General features: G+C 67.5%; 10 protein-coding genes and 1 tRNA gene. 2 read left to right on the top strand and 9 right to left on the bottom strand.

Annotation, left to right across the window (positions count from 1 at the left end; translation table 11 throughout):
* The first annotated feature begins 46 nt into the window (after positions 1 to 46).
* Complete coding sequence (locus ASE89_RS02135) at positions 47 to 2,482, top strand: hypothetical protein (protein WP_056673595.1); 2,436 nt, start codon at positions 47 to 49, stop codon at positions 2,480 to 2,482.
* Positions 2,483 to 2,504: 22 nt separating this feature from the next.
* Here the strand turns inward: ASE89_RS02135 and ASE89_RS02130 are convergent, their stop codons facing one another.
* The 7 genes from ASE89_RS02130 to ASE89_RS19540 all read right to left on the bottom strand — a co-directional run bounded on the left by ASE89_RS02130 (position 2,505) and on the right by ASE89_RS19540 (position 8,166).
* Positions 2,505 to 3,824 carry a M20/M25/M40 family metallo-hydrolase gene (locus ASE89_RS02130; protein WP_056675161.1) on the bottom strand — a complete coding sequence of 440 codons (1,320 nt, stop codon included), beginning with the start codon at positions 3,822 to 3,824 and terminating at the stop codon, positions 2,505 to 2,507.
* Between the two features lie 66 nt (positions 3,825 to 3,890).
* Positions 3,891 to 3,966, bottom strand: a tRNA-Val gene (locus ASE89_RS02125).
* Positions 3,967 to 4,041: 75 nt separating this feature from the next.
* The gene (locus tag ASE89_RS02120) at positions 4,042 to 4,992 is read right to left on the bottom strand and encodes a hypothetical protein (protein WP_056673594.1); all 951 of its coding nucleotides are present in this window, start codon (positions 4,990 to 4,992) and stop codon (positions 4,042 to 4,044) included.
* Between the two features lie 100 nt (positions 4,993 to 5,092).
* Entirely contained in the window at positions 5,093 to 6,526 is a 1,434-nt protein-coding gene (locus ASE89_RS02115) for an NAD(P)(+) transhydrogenase (Re/Si-specific) subunit beta (protein ID WP_056673591.1), read from the bottom strand.
* A 28-nt stretch (positions 6,527 to 6,554) separates the two neighbouring features.
* The gene (locus tag ASE89_RS02110; protein ID WP_031394789.1) at positions 6,555 to 6,848 is read right to left on the bottom strand and encodes an NAD(P) transhydrogenase subunit alpha; all 294 of its coding nucleotides are present in this window, start codon (positions 6,846 to 6,848) and stop codon (positions 6,555 to 6,557) included.
* Positions 6,849 to 6,917: 69 nt separating this feature from the next.
* Complete coding sequence (locus ASE89_RS02105; protein WP_056673587.1) at positions 6,918 to 8,039, bottom strand: NAD(P) transhydrogenase subunit alpha; 1,122 nt, start codon at positions 8,037 to 8,039, stop codon at positions 6,918 to 6,920.
* 4 nt (positions 8,040 to 8,043) lie between these two features.
* Positions 8,044 to 8,166 (bottom strand): aa3-type cytochrome c oxidase subunit IV, encoded by a 123-nt coding sequence (locus tag ASE89_RS19540; protein WP_031396100.1) that lies wholly within the window; start codon positions 8,164 to 8,166, stop codon positions 8,044 to 8,046.
* A gap of 207 nt (positions 8,167 to 8,373) precedes the next feature.
* Here ASE89_RS19540 and ASE89_RS02100 point away from each other — a divergent pair, with 207 nt between their 5' ends.
* The gene (locus ASE89_RS02100; RefSeq protein ID WP_031439238.1) at positions 8,374 to 9,789 is read left to right on the top strand and encodes a sigma-54-dependent transcriptional regulator; all 1,416 of its coding nucleotides are present in this window, start codon (positions 8,374 to 8,376) and stop codon (positions 9,787 to 9,789) included.
* A 42-nt stretch (positions 9,790 to 9,831) separates the two neighbouring features.
* Here ASE89_RS02100 and ASE89_RS02095 read toward each other — a convergent pair whose 3' ends face one another.
* Both ASE89_RS02095 and folP read right to left on the bottom strand, forming a co-directional pair.
* Positions 9,832 to 10,716 (bottom strand): bestrophin family protein, encoded by an 885-nt coding sequence (locus ASE89_RS02095; protein WP_031396098.1) that lies wholly within the window; start codon positions 10,714 to 10,716, stop codon positions 9,832 to 9,834.
* 104 nt (positions 10,717 to 10,820) lie between these two features.
* A complete protein-coding gene (gene folP, locus ASE89_RS02090; protein WP_056673584.1) occupies positions 10,821 to 11,879 on the bottom strand; it encodes a dihydropteroate synthase in 1,059 nt (352 codons plus the stop codon).
* Positions 11,880 to 12,018: the final 139 nt, after the last annotated feature.

Here is a 12,018-nt window from a genome sequence, read left to right as displayed (position 1 = left end):
GCCACCGCCCTAAAATGGCCATGCCCTGCCGCCACGGGTAGCGCCCATGGCTGTTTCGCGATTCCCCCTCGGCGCGTCGATTACCCGGTCGAGACGCATCGCGCTGCTCTTCGCCGCGCTCCTGCCGCTCACCCCCGCACAGGCCGACCCTGCAGCCTTCGACCTGTCCGGTCCGGCGCTGAACGTCATGGTGACGCACGGCGCGACGACGTTGCCGATCGGGCAGGTGCCCAATCTCAGCGAAGGCGACCGGATCACCGTGAGTGCGGATCTACCCCGTGATCAGGGTGTCCATTACCTGCTGGTGGCCGCATTCCTGCGCGGCGCGACCAATCCACCCCCCAAAAACTGGTTCACGCAGGCCAAGACGTGGGAGCGCAAGAAGAATACCCTCGACCTGACCGTGCCCGCGGGCGCACGGCAGCTGATCCTCTTTCTCGCGCCGGAAACCGGTGGGGGTTACGACTCGATCGTCGACGCCGTCCGCAAACAGCCCGGCGCGTTCGTCCGCGCCTCGCAGGAGCTCAATCAGGCGTCGCTCGACCGCGCGCGGCTCGACACGTTCCTGGACTCGATCCACCGCCTCGAGCGCACGCATCCTGAACGGATCGAGGCCGTATCGCCGGTTCTGACCCGCAGCCTCTCGATCACGCTCAAGGCCGAATGCCTCGAACAGGCGATTGATCTCCAGGCGGCCTGCCTGACGCAAAGCCGCAGCTCGCTGCTACTGGCTGACAGCCACAGTGCATCGCTGACCGAAACCCTCGTCGGCGCCCCCACCGATCTGGCGTTGCAACTCGCCGCAACACCCGAGGCCGGATACGGCTATTACAGCTCCTATATCGGCGTCGTTCGCGATCTTGCCCGGATTTTCGGTGCATTCCAGTCGACCCAGTTCCAGTATATTCCCGCCCTCGGCCGCGCGGCAGAGTCGCGCCTGTCGCTGTTGCTGAACGCCGCCCCCTCCTTTGCAAAGCCCAAGTCGGTCATGGTCGCGGCGCTTCCGGCGATCGAGGCGCCCGAGCCGCCGCCGCTGCGGACGATCGCGCCCGGTCGCGCGCTGTGTCGAGCACGAGAGGGTGTGCTGCTTCCGGTCGAAGGCGCGCCGCTGATCTATGCCACGCGCTATGCGCATGCCATGGCGGTCCGCGTGACGCGGGCCGACGGCAGCACGCTCGATCTGCCGGTCAGCGCCGATGTCGAACGCGGGGGGTTCCTTCTCGCCGGCCCGGGCAGCGACGGCGGCGACGTGCGAGCCGGTTTTGACGCCACGCTTCATGGCGTATGGGGCTTCACCCCGTTCGACGGTCCACGCTTTCGCATCCAGAGTCCGCGCGCGAACAGCTGGCGCGCGATCGAGGGCACCACGGTGATCGCCGGACGCGATAACAGCCTGACGATCGAGGGCGGAGCAGCCGCCTGTGTCGAGGACATCGCACTCGCCCGCACCTCCGGCACGACCGAGCCGCTCAAATGGGCAGCATTGCCGGATGGCCGGATCACCGCAACGATCCCGAAGGCGCAGATCGCGGCGGGGCAAATCAGCCTGCTCATCCGTCAGCAGGGAATCGCAGATGTCGATACGATCACCGTGACGGCCTTGACGGAGACGGGGCGGATCGACGCGTTCACGCTGCACGCCGGCGATCTTCATGGTGTCCTGACGGGCACGCGGCTCGACACCGTCGCCTCGCTGAGCGTCGATGGCGCGGTATTCAGCCTTGGTGCGGTGGTACGAACCGGCAAGGCCGACGAACGCGTCATGACGGTCGACGCGCCTGCCCCAGTCACCGGCTGGGCCGCGGGCCAGGATCGATCCGGGCGGGTGACGCTGAAGGACGGGCGCGTGCTGCCGGTCGCCGTGCATGTCGCTCTAGCGCGGCCTTCGGTCACACTCATCGACAAGACCATCGCCCCGGCGGCGCACGCAGCGTCGCTGCCGATCACATTGCCGTCGAGCACCGTCATGCCGCTCGATGCCAGCCTGACCTTTTCGATCCGCGGCGCGGGGGCGACCCGGTTCAGCGGGCGCGAACAGGTCGAGATCGCCACGGTCGACGGACGCGCGTCGACGGTCATCGCCGCCGCGAACGGCTACCGCGTCCAGACCGCACAGGTCGCGATTGCGACGATCGAACCGGCCAAGGCGCTGGGCGTATCGGCCTATGGCCCGCTGCGCTACCGCCTCCTGCAGGACGGTGTGGAAAGCGACTGGGCGCCACTCGTCACCCTTGTCCGCCTGCCGACCATCACGGGCTTGACATGCGACAGGGGCGCGCCGCGCTGCCTGCTGAACGGTGACGCGCTGTATCTGCTCGCCGCGGTTGGCGGAGACGCGCAGTTCACCGGCGCTGCGGCAATTCCCGACGGCTATACCGCCAGTACGGTCGCAATTCCGCGCCCGACCGACACGCTGTTCCTCAAGCTGCGCGACGACGATTCAGTCGTTGCAACCGCCAAGCCGAACGTCGTCGACCGCTAGCCCAGCGAGGCGTCGAGCCTTGTCACCGATCCTTTGGCTCGCGTGAGAGGCGGGCCATCAGGATCGCGGCGCGCTTGGCCTGACGGCGAATGCTCGCAAGGTCGACCGTCTCCCCCGGTGCATGATCGCCGCTGCTCGCGGTTCCGAGCCCGATCAGCCCGTCGACATCGCCCGCAACGAACGCAATGTCGCCCGCACCCCGCTTGAGCGGATCGAGCGCAGCCATCTCGGGCAGCCCCATGTCGCGATTGACCAGATTCAATCGGTCGAGCAGCGCGCGATTTCCCACCGTCGGCGGCATGGCGGGATACCCGCTTTCGAACCGGATCGTCGCATTCGTGCCCGGCGCATGCGCCGCAACGATCCGCTCCATCTTCGCACGGACCCGCATGGTCTGACCTTCGCTCAGGGTTCGGAAGTCGCCACGGGCGACCGCGGTTGCCGGAATGATATTGCCCTTGCCCGTCGCGCTTGCTCGGACGCCGTCGCTGTCGAGCGCCGCCGTCGCACCGCCTGCGACCACGCCCGTATTGAACGTCAGGTTGGGTTCGGGCAGATCCTTGCGAAATGCCGCCAGGATCCGGGCCATCTCGTTGATGGCGCCGTCACCATAGGCGTCCGAAAAGATCAGCGACGAGTGCCCGGTCTTGCCCGACGTGGTGAGCACCCATCCGTTCGACGACCGTCGCGCGATCGATCCCATGTCGCGACCCTCGACGACCGACAGGCCTTCGAAGTCGAGCGCGATGTCGGCGCGCTTGCCCGCTGCGATCAGATCGCCCCGCGCGATCGCCACCGGGTCGCCCGCATCTTCCTCATCGCCGGTCAGCACGATCTCGATATCGGCGGCGTCCAGCAGGCCGGCGGCCTTCATCGCCCGCAGCGCCGACAGCATCACGACGATCCCGCCCTTGTCGTCGCCCGCGCCTGGCCCCGTCGCGCTCTCGCCTTTGCGTTCGAACCGTTGAAACGGTGAATCCTGCTCGAAGACGGTGTCGAGATGACCGATGAGCAACAGGCGTTTGGCGCCAGGCTTGCCCGGGTGCCGCGCGATCAGATGTCCCGCCCGCTGCGTCTGTGGCATCGGTTTCCAGGTCACTGCAAAGCCGAGTGGTTCGAGCTGCGCACGGACCATCGCACCGACCTTGGCGACCCCTTCGAGATTCATCGTGCCGCTATTCTGGTCGACGAGCGTCTTGAGCAGTGCGATCGAGCGCTCATGCTCGGCGTCGACGGTCGCAACCGCCCGCATTTCTGCCGGCGTGAGGCGCGCCTGCGCTGCCCCTGCGAGAAGGATACCCCCGACCACCGTCGCGACCCACCAGAATTTCTGTCGTGCCATAAGCGTCTCAACTCCCTTGGCAGCATGAAAGCGGGGTTCGGCCGCCGCGTCCAGTGTCGGGAGATATGGTGGGCGCTGACGGGTTCGAACCGCCGACCTACTCGGTGTAAACGAGCCGCTCTACCAGCTGAGCTAAGCGCCCTCCCGGGATGAAACCCTGAGGTCGGGGTTCGATGCCAAAGCTGCGGCGTCGGGGCAAGCCCCAAAGCGCATGCGTTCAGGCGATCCGCAGCTCGTTGCGCAAGACTGCGCCGAAATAGCCGCGCATTGCGTCGCGCGCGGGCGGCGACAGCGCCATATAGGCGCGGCGGCGATCATGCGGATCGGGCTGACGTTCGAACAGCCCGCTATCGGTCATGCGCGCGATCCAGCGCAACGCCGTCGTCGGCGCGACGGCTGCGGCGATGCACAGGCTCGATACCGACACACGGCGCCGCTCGAGATCGGCGGCGTAGAGATCGAGCAGCATGTCCCAACCCGGATCCTCGAACAGCGTGCCGCCGAAAAACTGGTCGCGAAGCCGCCGCGCGCGGATCGCGCGTCGAATGTCGGTCGCGTCGTGTTGCGTCGCCCCGGGCGCCGCCTGATAGGCGACCGATCGATCGCCGACGATCGCCGGGGGATCGGACGGTCGATCATGATCTGCCTGTGTCAGCCGGGCAAGCGCCTCGGCGATGCGCCCGACCTCCGCGCTCAGGCGCTCGAGCCGGGCCCCGTCGCTCTCACGCGTGACGTCGAAGACCCCGGCGGGCTGGCGCGATCGTTCGATCGCGATCGCCACCGCGGCCACGCATTCGCCGATCCCGGGATCGACGAGCAGCGATGTCGCACCGCCCAGCGTCAGCGCGGTGACCGCGTCGATCTGGTCCGCCCGCAGCGCCACCACCAGCGCAGCATCGGTATCGGCGGCCCAGCCCACGATCTGCGCCATCCGTTCGGCGCGCAGCGGTGCGTTGATCCCCACCGTATCGACCAGAATGATACGCGGTGTCGCGGACCGATCGAGTGGGACGTGCCAGTCGATCCGGGCAATCAGGCGCCCGCCCAGCGCATCCAGCGCGGTCGCGAGCCGATCCCCTGCCCCCGCACCGCCAAGGTCCGCAATCAGAACCGCAGCGGCACCGCCATCATAGCGTATGTCCGCCGATAGCGCGTCGATCGCCGTCATTGCCGCATCCCCCGCCAGACGCGATTAGGCCATGGATCGTACCGGATTCACACGCCAAATGGGTCGGTTCTCGGCGGATCCGGCGGACAGGCAGACGCCGTCAGTCGAGCGCCTTGACGATGTCTTCGACCATCTTCTTCGCATCCGCCAGAAGCATCATCGTATTGTCGCGGTAGAACAAGTCGTTGTCGACCCCGGCATAGCCGACCCCGCCCATCGACCGCTTGATGAACAGCACGGTCTTCGCTTTCTCGACGTCGAGCACCGGCATGCCATAGATAGGCGACGATTTGTCGGTCTTGGCCGCCGGGTTGGTGACGTCGTTCGCGCCGATCACGAAGGCCACGTCGGTCTGCGCGAATTCGCTGTTGATGTCCTCAAGTTCGAACACGTCGTCATAGGGCACGTTCGCCTCTGCCAGCAGGACGTTCATGTGGCCTGGCATGCGCCCCGCGACGGGGTGGATCGCATATTTCACGCGCACCCCTTCCGCCTTCAGCTTGTCGCCCATCTCGCGCAGGACGTGCTGCGCCTGGGCGACCGCCATGCCGTAGCCGGGCACGATGACGACCTGTTCGGCCTGGCTCATCAGGAAGGCGGCATCCTCCGCCGAACCGCGCTTCCACGGGCGGTCGCTGGCGGCTGCGGGGCCGCCGGCATCGGCAGACTGTCCGAACCCGCCGGCGATCACGCTGATGAAGCTGCGGTTCATCGCCCGGCACATGATGTAACTAAGGATCGCGCCCGACGAGCCGACCAGCGCGCCGGTGATGATCATCGCGGTGTTGTGGAGCGTGAAGCCCATCGCCGCGGCCGCCCAGCCCGAATAGGAATTGAGCATGCTGACGACCACCGGCATGTCGGCGCCGCCGATCGGCACGATCAGCAGGAAGCCGATGACGAAGCTCAGGGCCGTGATCGTCCAGAAGATCCACGGCTCCTGATTGGTGACGAAATAGGCGATCAGCCCGAGGATCGCGGCAAGCAGCGCGATGTTGATGACGTGGCGACCGGGCAGCATGATCGGCTTGCCGCCCATGTTGCCGTTTAGCTTCAGGAAGGCGATGACCGAGCCCGAGAAGGTGATCGCGCCGATCGCGACGCCCAGCCCCAGCTCGATCCGGCTGACCGGCCGGATGATCGCGACCGGATCGCCGAGCAGCGGGATCATCAGGTCCGAGATCCCGAATGCCTGCGGGTTGAGATAGGCCGCGACCCCGACCAGCACCGCGGCAAGCCCGACCAGCGAATGGAACGCGGCGACCAACTGCGGCATCGCGGTCATCGCGATCCGCCGGGCGGTCACGAGCCCGATCGCGGCACCGATGCCGATCGCGACGACGATCTCCCAGATGCCGACATTGAGATGCGTGACCAGCGTCGTGACGACCGCGATCGTCATGCCGATCATGCCGAACCGGTTGCCGCGCTGGCTCGTCGCAGGGCTCGACAGGCCGCGCAGCGCGAGGATGAAGCACATGCCGGCGACGAGATAGGCCAGCGCGACCCAGGGGTTCACGGCTACGTCATGCATCACTCAGTTCCCCTCGGATCCGTGACGGTCACTTGGCGACCGGCCGTTCCTTTTTCTTGTACATCGCCAGCATCCGCGCGGTGACCGCAAAGCCGCCGAAGATGTTGACGCTCGCCAGCACGACCGCGAGCAGCCCGAGATATTTCGCGACCGGCGATCCCGCCGCGGCGGACGCGATCAGCGCGCCGACGATGATCACGCTGGAAATCGCGTTGGTCACCGCCATCAGCGGCGTGTGGAGCGCAGGCGTCACCGACCAGACGACATAATAGCCGACGAAACAGGCCATGACGAAGATCGACAGGATCGCGATAAAGTCCATCTCAGCCCTCCTGAGCCCCGCGAATGTTGCGAATGTTGAGACGCAAACGGGGTTTTGTATCGTGCCGGGTCATGGCTGCAAACGCGGATTGACGACCGCGCCGTCGCGGGTCAGGCGGATCGCGTCGCCGATTTCCGCATCGAGCACCGGCCGCCCCGTCTCCTTGTCCCAGAAGGCACTGAGAAAGTTGAACAAATTGCGGCTGAACAATGCACTGGCGTCGGCGGCGAGCCGGCTGGGGACGTTGCGATGGCCGACGATCCTGACGCCGTTCACCTCGACGATCTCGCCCGCGACCGCACCCTCGACATTGCCGCCCTGTTCGACCGCGAGATCGACGATCACCGAGCCGGGCTTCATGCTCGCGACCTGCGCGGCCGAGATCAGCCGCGGCGCGGGACGGCCGGGGATCAGCGCGGTGGTGATGACGATGTCCTGCTTGGCGATGTGCCCGGAGACGAGCTCGGCCTGCGCGGCCTGATATTCGGGGCTCATCTCGCCCGCATAGCCGCCCGTCCCCTCACCCTCGATCCCCGCGACGCTTTCGACGAAGATCGGTTTCGCGCCGAGCGACTGGATCTGCTCGCGCGTCGCGGCGCGGACGTCGGTGGCAGAGACCTGCGCCCCGAGCCGGCGCGCGGTCGCGATCGCCTGGAGCCCGGCGACGCCGACCCCCATCACGAACACGCGCGCTGCGCTGATCGTCCCTGCCGCGGTCATCATCATCGGAAAGGCGCGGCCATATTCGGCCGCGGCGTCGAGCACCGCCTTGTAGCCCGACAGGTTCGACTGCGAGGACAGGATGTCCATCGACTGCGCACGGGTGATCCGCGGCATGAACTCCATCGCCAGCGCCTCGAGGCCCGCCGCGGCATAGGCATCGACCCGGGCGCGCTCGCCAAAGGGATTGAAGCTCGCGACGACCCAGGCGCCGGGCGCGGCGCCCGCCAGCGTTGCCGGATCCGGCGCCTGCACGCCGAGCACGATGTCCGCACCCGAAATCGCCGCCGCCCGTTCGGTGACACTCGCCCCCGCATCGGCATAGGCCGCGTCGGCAATCGACGCGGACTGGCCGGCCCCTGCCTCCACCGCGAGCGTTGCGCCCAGCGCGACGAACTTGCGAACGGTTTCGGGCGTCGCGGCAACCCGCCGCTCGCCGTCCACCTGCTCCTTGAGGACGGCGATCTTCATCGGATCAGGAAATCAGCCAGATGACGATCGCGACGATCACCGCACAGGCGATCGCGCCGATCTTCATCACGCCGATGACGCTGTCATAGGTCGCAGCATGACCCTTGATGTTTGCATCGTCCGCCATGATCCGTCCCTCGCCATTCTGTTATCGGTGCGACCTTATCGGGCCGGTGCCCCAGCCTCAACCCCCGCGCTTCCAAACCCCGGCTTCACGCCGTCGTGCAGCCGCCGCGACACGGTCGGAGCGCATCGCAACCGCCTCAAAGCGATATTTAAGTCGCCCTTTACCTGAAAACGCTAAAGACTGTCCGCAAACGGGACAGGATTCGCCATGACGCGCAACGGGCAGCGCCTGCTACTACTGATCGACAACGAGCCTGCACAACGGCGGCTGGTGTCCGCACTGGCGTCGCGTGGCGGCTGGCGGACCGTGTTCGCGAGCGACGGCGAGATGGCGATCGCCACGCTCGGCACGCAGGACGGGATGCAGCTCGACGCGATCATCCTCGACCATTCCGCACCGCATGAGGACGCATCGGCGGTGATCGCCGAGCTGCGCAATCGCCGCCCGGCACTGCCGATCCTGATGCTGACCGCGAACGGATCGGTCGAGCATGCGGTGAACGCGATGCGCGCGGGCGCGACCGACTTCCTGGTCAAGCCGCTCGCGCCCGACCGGCTGCTCGCCTCGCTCGACGCGGTCGTCGCCGGCACGACCGCGGGCGAGCTGCGCCCGCTGACCGAGAAGATCCCCGCGCTGCTCGCCTTCGACGAGATCGTGGGCTCGTCGCCCGATTTCCGCGCCGCGCTGGCGATCGCCGCCAAGGCCGCGCGCGGCCGCGTCGCGATCCTGCTCGAAGGCGAAAGCGGGGTCGGCAAGGAGGTCGTGGCCGAGGCGATCCATGCGGCGTCGCCGCGTGCCAAACGCCCGATGATCAGCGTCAATTGCGGCGCGATCCCCGCCAATCTGGTCGAGAGCGAGCTGTTCGGGCACGAGGAAGGCGCGTTTACCGGCGCGTTCGAGCGCAAGATCGGCCGGTTTCGCGAGGCGGACGGCGGCACGCTGTTCCTCGACGAGATCGGCGCGATGCCGATCGACGCGCAGATCAAGCTACTCCATCTGCTCGATACGGGCGACGTCCATGCACTCGGTGCGCGGCATCCGCAGCAGGTCGACGTCCGGGTGATCGCTGCCAGTAACACGACGCTGATCGACGAGGTCGAGGCGGACCGGTTTCGCGAGGACCTCTATTACCGGCTGAACGCGGTGCAGGTGACGATCCCGCCGCTGCGCGAACGGACCGGCGACATCCCGGCGCTTGCCCGACACCTGCTCGCGCGGATCGCGCAGCAGCCGGGACTGCGTCCGCTCGGCATCACCGACGATGCGCTGGCGCTGCTGGTCCAATATGACTGGCCGGGCAATGTCCGGCAGATGCAGAATGCGCTCTTCCGCGCCGCGGTGCTGTGCGAAAGCGATGCGCTGACACGGGCTGATTTCCCGCAGATCGCGGCGCTCGGCAGCCGCCGCCGGCCCGAGCCCGCCACCGCGGCCGGCGGCGGTGGGGTGACGCTGTTCAGTGCCGACGGGCATCTGCGCACGCTGGAGGAGATCGAATCGGACCTCATCCGGCTGGCCATCGGTCATTATCGCGGGCGGATGACCGAGGTTGCGCGGCGTCTCGGGATCGGGCGGTCGACGCTGTACCGCAAGCTCGCCGAGCTCGGGATCGACAACGTCGCCTGACCCCGGGCGACGTTACCTTAAAATCGGATCAGGGGCGGCGACCTACCAGAGCACGCCCTTGACCGGCTTCAGCGGCTCGGGGGCCTCGTCGCCGATCGCCTGGAGCAGGTCGATCTCGATCGTCCGGCACATCGCGTTGAGCGGCACGTCGTGGATCGTGTCCGCGAACGGATCGACGAGATCGTCGCCGATCTGAAGCACCGCGAGGAACATCAGCCCTGCGATCGTCGAGCCGATCGGGGTTGCGAAGCCGAGCGTCTCGACCAGCCCGATCGGCAACAGGATGCAGAACAGCCGGGTGAAGAGCGTCGGGAAGAAGCGGTACTGGTTGGGCAGCGGGGTGTTCTTGATCCGCTCCATCCCGCCCTGCGCATTGGCGATATCGACCAGCAGCCGTTCGAACGACGCCTGCTGGATCGTGTCGATCCAGCCGTTGCGGCGGGCGATGTCGATCCGCCGCCCGGTGCCGTCGAGCAGGCCGTTGGCGGGATTGGTCCGCGCGAGGGCGAACGACGCCTCGTCCTCGGACAGGAAGCGCAGGACATCGGGCGCGACCGGCTGGCGGCGCAACTGACAGCGCAGCGCGTTCACATAGGCGATCTGGCGCAGGACGATCGTCCGCTTGAGATCATGGCCTTCGGGTTCGGGCAGCAGGTTGCGCGTCATGCGGGCAAGGCTGCGCGAGGCGTTGGTCATCAGCCCCCAGAGGCCGCGGCTTTCCCACCAGCGCTGATAGGCGGAATTGTCGCGAAAGCCGAGGAACAGCGCGAGCGCGGTGCCGAACAGCGTCAGCGGCAGCGACGGCGCATGAAAGGGCAGGACATAATAGGTGATGGTCACCACGACGTCCCAGACAAAGAGCCCGAGCAACGGGCGCCAGACTTCGCTGAGGATCTGGCTGAGGCGCGGTGTTGCGGTAACGATCAAACGAAAGGCTCCTTGCTGACGCCTTGTCTAATGCGCGATCGCGCATTTCGCTGCAATGCGGCGATATTCCGCCCCGAACATGTGACCAGAAGATCGGCGCGGGGTCAGCCGCCGACGAGTGCGAGGTCGCGCATCCCGCGCCAGACGCGCAACGCCTGGACGGTCTCGGCGACGTCGTGGACGCGCAGGATCTGGACGCCCGCCTCGACGCCCTTGAGCGCGAGCGCGAGCGATCCGGCGAGCCGGTCGCCGACCGGGGCCTCGTTCGACAAAGCGCCGATCAGCCGCTTGCGGCTCGCCCCGAGCAGGATCGGGCAGCCGAGCCCGTGAAACATCGCGAGGCCGTTGAGCAGCGCGATATTATCGGCGAGCGTCTTGCCGAAGCCGATGCCGGGATCGACGATGATCCGCGTGCGATCGACGCCGCCCGCGACGACCGCGGCGATCCGCGCCTCGAGCCAGTCGAACACGTCGGTGACGACGTTTGCGTAGCCGGTCCGCCCGTGGCCGCCCTCGCGCGGGTCGGGCGAGTGCATCAGCACGACCGGACAGCCGCTGGCGGCGACGACCTCGAGCGCGCGATCGTCCCACAGCAGGGCGGCGACGTCGTTGACGATATGCGCGCCGGCGGCGAGCGTCGCCGCCATCACGCCGGCCTTGCGCGTGTCGACCGAGACGATCGCGCCGGCGCGGGCGAGCCGCTCGACGACGGGGACGAGCCGGGCGATCTCGTCGCCTTCCCAGACCGCCGCCGCACCGGGGCGGGTCGATTCGCCGCCGACATCGATCATCGTCGCGCCGGCCGCGGCCATGTCGATCCCGGCGGCCGCGGCGGCGGCGGGGTCGTCGACATGCTTGCCGCCGTCGGAGAAGCTGTCCGGGGTGACGTTGAGAATAGCCGCGACGAGCGGCTGGTCGAAGCGCAGCATGCGCTCGCCGAGCTGGAGGGGCGCACGCGGCGCGGTGATGAGCGCGTGAAGATGCGCCGCGCGCTCGCCCTGCGTGGCGACGTCGGCGACGGGGATCGTGCGACGGGTCCCGCGCTCGATCACCTCATAGGCGGCGAACCACTGCATCCCGCCCGCGAGCCGCGCGACGCTGCCGTCGGGATGGCCGATCGGGGTGTCGACGAACTGGACGGGGCGGAGGTGGAGGCTGGTCATGCCCCCCTTTTCCCCAAATCCGCATGCCGTTCAAACGGCTAATCCCGTTCGTCCCGTATAGGCATCGAGCACGTCGAGATGCCGTATCGAGGGGCATGTACCTCGATACGAGCCCTCGACTACGCTCGGTCTCTACTCG

The organism is Sphingomonas sp. Leaf30 (genome assembly GCF_001422525.1).
GTDB lineage: Bacteria > Pseudomonadota > Alphaproteobacteria > Sphingomonadales > Sphingomonadaceae > Sphingomonas > Sphingomonas aerolata.
Note: the sequence above shows the minus strand (reverse complement) of the source record. Positions and strands in the feature narration are given on the sequence as shown.

What these genes read in the sequence shown, in the direction of transcription:
- ASE89_RS02135 (WP_056673595.1), top strand. Translation starts at nt 47, where the DNA reads ATGGCTGTTTCGCGATTCCCCCTCGGCGCGTCGATTACCCGGTCGAGA.
- ASE89_RS02130 (WP_056675161.1), bottom strand. Translation starts at nt 3,824, where the DNA reads ATGGCACGACAGAAATTCTGGTGGGTCGCGACGGTGGTCGGGGGTATC.
- ASE89_RS02120 (WP_056673594.1), bottom strand. Translation starts at nt 4,992, where the DNA reads ATGACGGCGATCGACGCGCTATCGGCGGACATACGCTATGATGGCGGT.
- ASE89_RS02115 (WP_056673591.1), bottom strand. Translation starts at nt 6,526, where the DNA reads ATGCATGACGTAGCCGTGAACCCCTGGGTCGCGCTGGCCTATCTCGTC.
- ASE89_RS02110 (WP_031394789.1), bottom strand. Translation starts at nt 6,848, where the DNA reads ATGGACTTTATCGCGATCCTGTCGATCTTCGTCATGGCCTGTTTCGTC.
- ASE89_RS02105 (WP_056673587.1), bottom strand. Translation starts at nt 8,039, where the DNA reads ATGAAGATCGCCGTCCTCAAGGAGCAGGTGGACGGCGAGCGGCGGGTT.
- ASE89_RS19540 (WP_031396100.1), bottom strand. Translation starts at nt 8,166, where the DNA reads ATGGCGGACGATGCAAACATCAAGGGTCATGCTGCGACCTATGACAGC.
- ASE89_RS02100 (WP_031439238.1), top strand. Translation starts at nt 8,374, where the DNA reads ATGACGCGCAACGGGCAGCGCCTGCTACTACTGATCGACAACGAGCCT.
- folP (WP_056673584.1), bottom strand. Translation starts at nt 11,879, where the DNA reads ATGACCAGCCTCCACCTCCGCCCCGTCCAGTTCGTCGACACCCCGATC.